At 50.9% G+C, this 4,256-nt stretch carries 4 protein-coding genes, 1 tRNA gene and 1 pseudogene; 3 read left to right on the top strand and 3 right to left on the bottom strand.

Annotation, left to right across the window (positions count from 1 at the left end):
- A pseudogene (locus DES54_RS16825) lies at positions 1 to 203 on the top strand (IS630 family transposase); the annotation flags it as partial.
- A 35-nt stretch (positions 204 to 238) separates the two neighbouring features.
- Complete coding sequence (locus tag DES54_RS16820; RefSeq protein WP_113869329.1) at positions 239 to 1,240, top strand: 3-oxoacyl-[acyl-carrier-protein] synthase III C-terminal domain-containing protein; 1,002 nt, start codon at positions 239 to 241, stop codon at positions 1,238 to 1,240.
- Between the two features lie 44 nt (positions 1,241 to 1,284).
- On the opposite strand, the gene DES54_RS16815 is transcribed toward DES54_RS16820, so the two are convergent.
- The 3 genes from DES54_RS16815 to DES54_RS16805 all read right to left on the bottom strand — a co-directional run bounded on the left by DES54_RS16815 (position 1,285) and on the right by DES54_RS16805 (position 3,510).
- Positions 1,285 to 1,354, bottom strand: a tRNA-OTHER gene (locus DES54_RS16815).
- A gap of 230 nt (positions 1,355 to 1,584) precedes the next feature.
- A complete protein-coding gene (locus DES54_RS16810; protein ID WP_113869327.1) occupies positions 1,585 to 2,511 on the bottom strand; it encodes a D-2-hydroxyacid dehydrogenase in 927 nt (308 codons plus the stop codon).
- Between the two features lie 81 nt (positions 2,512 to 2,592).
- On the bottom strand, positions 2,593 to 3,510 hold the full coding sequence (locus DES54_RS16805) for a Gfo/Idh/MocA family protein (protein WP_113869325.1): 918 nt from the start codon (positions 3,508 to 3,510) through the stop codon (positions 2,593 to 2,595).
- Positions 3,511 to 3,743: 233 nt separating this feature from the next.
- Here DES54_RS16805 and DES54_RS16800 point away from each other — a divergent pair.
- Positions 3,744 to 4,256, top strand: a 513-nt coding sequence (locus tag DES54_RS16800; protein WP_147247319.1) for a metal-dependent hydrolase, incomplete at its 3' end; no start/stop codon positions are given.

Below are 4,256 nucleotides of genomic sequence, written 5' to 3'. Positions count from 1 at the left end.
AGAATCCGAAGTTTCGTGTTATTTATCAGCCGGTTTACTCGCCCTGGGTAAATCATGTTGAACGGCTGTGGCAGGCGCTGCACGAAACGATAACCGGAAACCACCAGTGCCGCTCAATGTGGCAGTTACTGAAAAAAGGGCGTCACTTTATGAATACTGTCAGCCCATTCCCCGGTGGGAATCATGGGTTGGTAAAAATGTAGCGATATTAGGATCAGTTATTTAGGAATTAAATATTATGCTGAAGTTTCCCAGAATATTATCCGCCGCAGGCGTGTTGCCTGAGAAACGGATTGATATCAAGCACCAGGAAGAAATAGCGACTGAGTTAAACGCCAATGTCTATCCGTTTGAGACGGGGACGCGACATATCTGGCGCCTTAACGATAAACGCGATATGGGTATTTTACTCGAAGACAGCTTGCGGGACGCGATGACATATGCGCGATTATCTGTTGACGATATCGACTTTCTTATATTGGGCCAAGTATGGCCGGATAATATTATGGGGCAGGAATCCGGCCTGCTGACTAATAGAATGGGTCTACAGTGTCCCTCAATTGGCATCAATGCTGGTACTGGTGGTGGATGTATGGCGATGGAAATGGCTGGTTCACTGATTTTATCCGAAAATTATCAGCGAATTGCTGTCGTGACCGGCTGTAATTATGGTCATTTCTTTCAGGAGAATGACCCGACAAGGCAATTGCTCAGCGATGGCGCTGCCAGCATGATCATCGGTCATGGAAACGGGCCGGAAATCATTGCATCTTATTCGGTATCCACTGCGCATTATCAGGCGCTGGAATATGTAGATGGCACGCCAGATAACAATGTGTCCTATATCAGAACGCCCTCCGGTTCAGGCGATTATATATTTCGCCATATGCCAAAAACGATTTTTGATTGTTGCGCTGGCGTCTGCCGTTCTGCTGATTTGCAACTGTCGGATATTGACGCATTCTATATTTACGATCCTGTTCACTGGGTACACCAAGCAGCGGTGAAGGCATTGCAAATAGACAGCAAAAAAATCTTTTCCTCTTTTTTGTGCTATGGAAGCCTGGGCCCAACACTAAACACGGTCGCCCTTATTGATATGGCAAAACATTTTCGTTTGCGCGACGGACAGTGGGTGTTAACGATGGGATTTGGACCGACAGCAACCGCAACGGCCTGTTTGCTGAGATGGCATGACTTTCCTTGCCGAATACGCCAAACAGAGCGATTACCCTGCTGAATCAGAGAGCTACAGACGTTGGTGGCTGTCTATAGAATAAGAATTGGAGCGGGAAACGAGACTCGAACTCGCGACCCCGACAAGGTCGTGCTCTACCAACTGAGCTATTCCCGCATATAACCGGATTAATTATCCTTTACTTCCAATGAAAAGCAAATTTTCACGATAATTAACCATTCTACTTTGCCAAACCGCCATAACACCATGAATTTTATAACTATTTATTATGAAAGCGATTCAACGGTCAGCATTATGTACTAATCGAATCGCGCTAGCAAGCCCTTTTCATGGAAAAATCTCCTCATGGGTGAGCGCCGCCTGAACGACAACGCTATACATGATTTTTAGTATTCGCGGGAGAAGTCCACTTCGCCGCGTAATGTTTCGCCTTTGTGAAAACATGCCAGATTATGCAGGAATAGCTGCCCCATCAGGGCTGGCACCATCGGACCGGCGATATGACCGGTTAGTGTCAGCCTCGGTTCTTCCCAGAACGAATGCGCCGCAGGTAAAGGTTCCTGCCGGAATACATCCAGCACCGCACCCGCAATTTGTTTGGTGTACAGCGCGGTCAGCAGGTCTTCATCTACCACCGCTGAACCCCGGCCCACATTGATAAACAAAGCCGATGGCTTCATGGCGGCAAATATCTCAGTGCAATAGATGTCGGTTGTTGCTGTCGTATCGGGAAGAATATTGATGACGTAATCCATATTCCGTACCGCGGTTTTGAGTTCGGCGATCCCCACAACCTGCTGAAAATGGGGCAAGGCGCGGGGCGTATGTACAATCCCAAATAATGCAACGCCGAAAGGCAGCAAAAAACCTGCCACTTCACAGCCAATCTCGCCTGCGCCGACAATCAGCACATTTCTGCCAGCCAGAGAACCGGGCAAACGGTGGTTCCACTCACGCCGCTGTTGACTGACCTGACGTTCGGCTAGCTGTAACTCATGTCTGAGCATATGGGCGATGACATATTCGGCAATCGGTTGACCAAAAACGCCCACCGCACGACTCAAGCGATAATCGCGTGGCAATCCCTCCGCCAGCAATGGTTTGAATCCGGCCCAGGTTGATTGCAGCCACTTAGGTTTCGCGCCCTGCGCCAGTAAACCTGCCGCAACATCAGGCTGGCCAAGCCAGACAGGATAACGATGAGCCTGCTCTGCCGTTCCACCGGATAACGCCAGTTCCAATGCTGGCGCAGCATGATGTAACACGGGGATGATTTCATCAGCGCGGGGATCCAACAGTAGCACGGCAGTCATAAGCAGTTTCCTTGGGTAAAATAAAGATGAAACGCTGACGCTATTGATGACGTCGTCAGCATGATGGAATAAGGAACGACACTAAATATAGTCACCGAGCAACTTCTCCACCATGCGCTGTGCGATAAGCGCTTGTTCACCGGATGTTTCCGGGGCGGTTTGATTTTGTACGCAGTCAACAAAATGCCGGGCACAACCAACGAAGCCGCGTTGCTCAAGGGTGCTTTGCCAATCCGGTGCAGGCCGGATAACCGTGCCTTGACCATTGTCCTCACACCACTCCCGCATGCCATTGACCTCGATTAGCGCGCCATCCGATACGGCCTGAACCCATTCCCGTTGACCGCCTGCGCGCCGATGCATGCTGGTGGTTACCTGAAGATTTTTATGCGCGAAATGATGCTCGGCGTAAAACATTTCTCCCTGCTCCGTGGTGAAAATGTTCCCACTTTGTAAATCAACACATCCTCCGGCAAGCCAGAGGGCCGTATCCACCACATGTAGATAGTCATCCAGCAGCGTAAAACGGCAATCCTGCGGCCCGACACTGTTGTTGCGGTGCTTATCCACACGAAGCGATGCCATCATGCCAGACCGCGCTTTTAACTCCTGGTACAACGGAGAAAAACGCCGATTAAAACCAACCATCAGCGATAGTTTTCTGTTTTTCGCCAACTCAACCAGTTGTTCAGCCTCATCAAACCGCTCTGCCAACGGTTTATCCACACAGACATGGACGCCAGCCCGCAAGAGCTCACTGACCACCGCATAATGGCTGGAAGTCGCGCTGTGAACAAAAACGGCGTCACATCGCCTCGCCAACTCATGAAGGGAGGAAACGTAAGGGATGCGATAGGCGTTACAGATTGGTAGCGCATTGTCGCGCGTGGGGGAAAAAGCGCCTTCCAGAAGCCAATCGGATGCCGCAGACAATACCGGCAACCACGCTTTCTGCGCAATGCCACCCAGCCCGACAACACCGATACGCAGCTTCGTCATGATATTTACTCCATAGATTAATCGTTTCACGCTTAAGCCTCCCCAACCCCGGAGCGATGTGACTGGCTGTTTTGGCGCAGCGATACTTATCATGCCAGAATAACTTGCCGTCTTTTTTCGTGGAATGCTTCTCACGATACTACATAAACATCGGCATAGTGGGTACAGTCTTCTTCAGCGACACCAGCCGACTAATGCCAACAATATTCACTTGAAAAGATAAAGGACATCACATGGATTCTGTAACACAGGCCCTGTTGGGTGGCGCGATTCAAGGCAGTCTGTTAGGCCGGACGCAGGGACGGCGTTCACTTTTCTACGGCGCCGCGCTTGCCACCCTGCCAGACCTGGATGTGATCATACCCTACGCCGATCCGGTATCGATGATGACCTACCATCGCGGCTTTTCCCATTCCATTTTCGTGCTGACGGCATTGGCGGGACTGTTAACCTGGCTGATCCGCCAGCGCTGGCCTGAAGCGCCCTACCGTCGGGCGCGCCTGTTTCTGACGCTATGGCTGGTTCTCATCACCCACCCGGTGCTGGATGCGTTTACCGTCTATGGTACTCAGCTTTTCTGGCCGATCCCGTCGATCCCCGAAAGCTGGTCGGCGATCTTCATCATTGATCCTGTCTACACCGTCCCGTTGCTGGCCGCCGTGATTTTTGCCGTCATCAAAGGACTGAACGCGCGCAGTATCCGTTTATTGACCTATGCGCTGGCTTTCAGCACCGCCTATCTTGCT

The organism is Brenneria salicis ATCC 15712 = DSM 30166, from assembly GCF_003315515.1.
GTDB classification, from domain to species: domain Bacteria; phylum Pseudomonadota; class Gammaproteobacteria; order Enterobacterales; family Enterobacteriaceae; genus Brenneria; species Brenneria salicis.
Note: the sequence above shows the minus strand (reverse complement) of the source record. Positions and strands in the feature narration are given on the sequence as shown.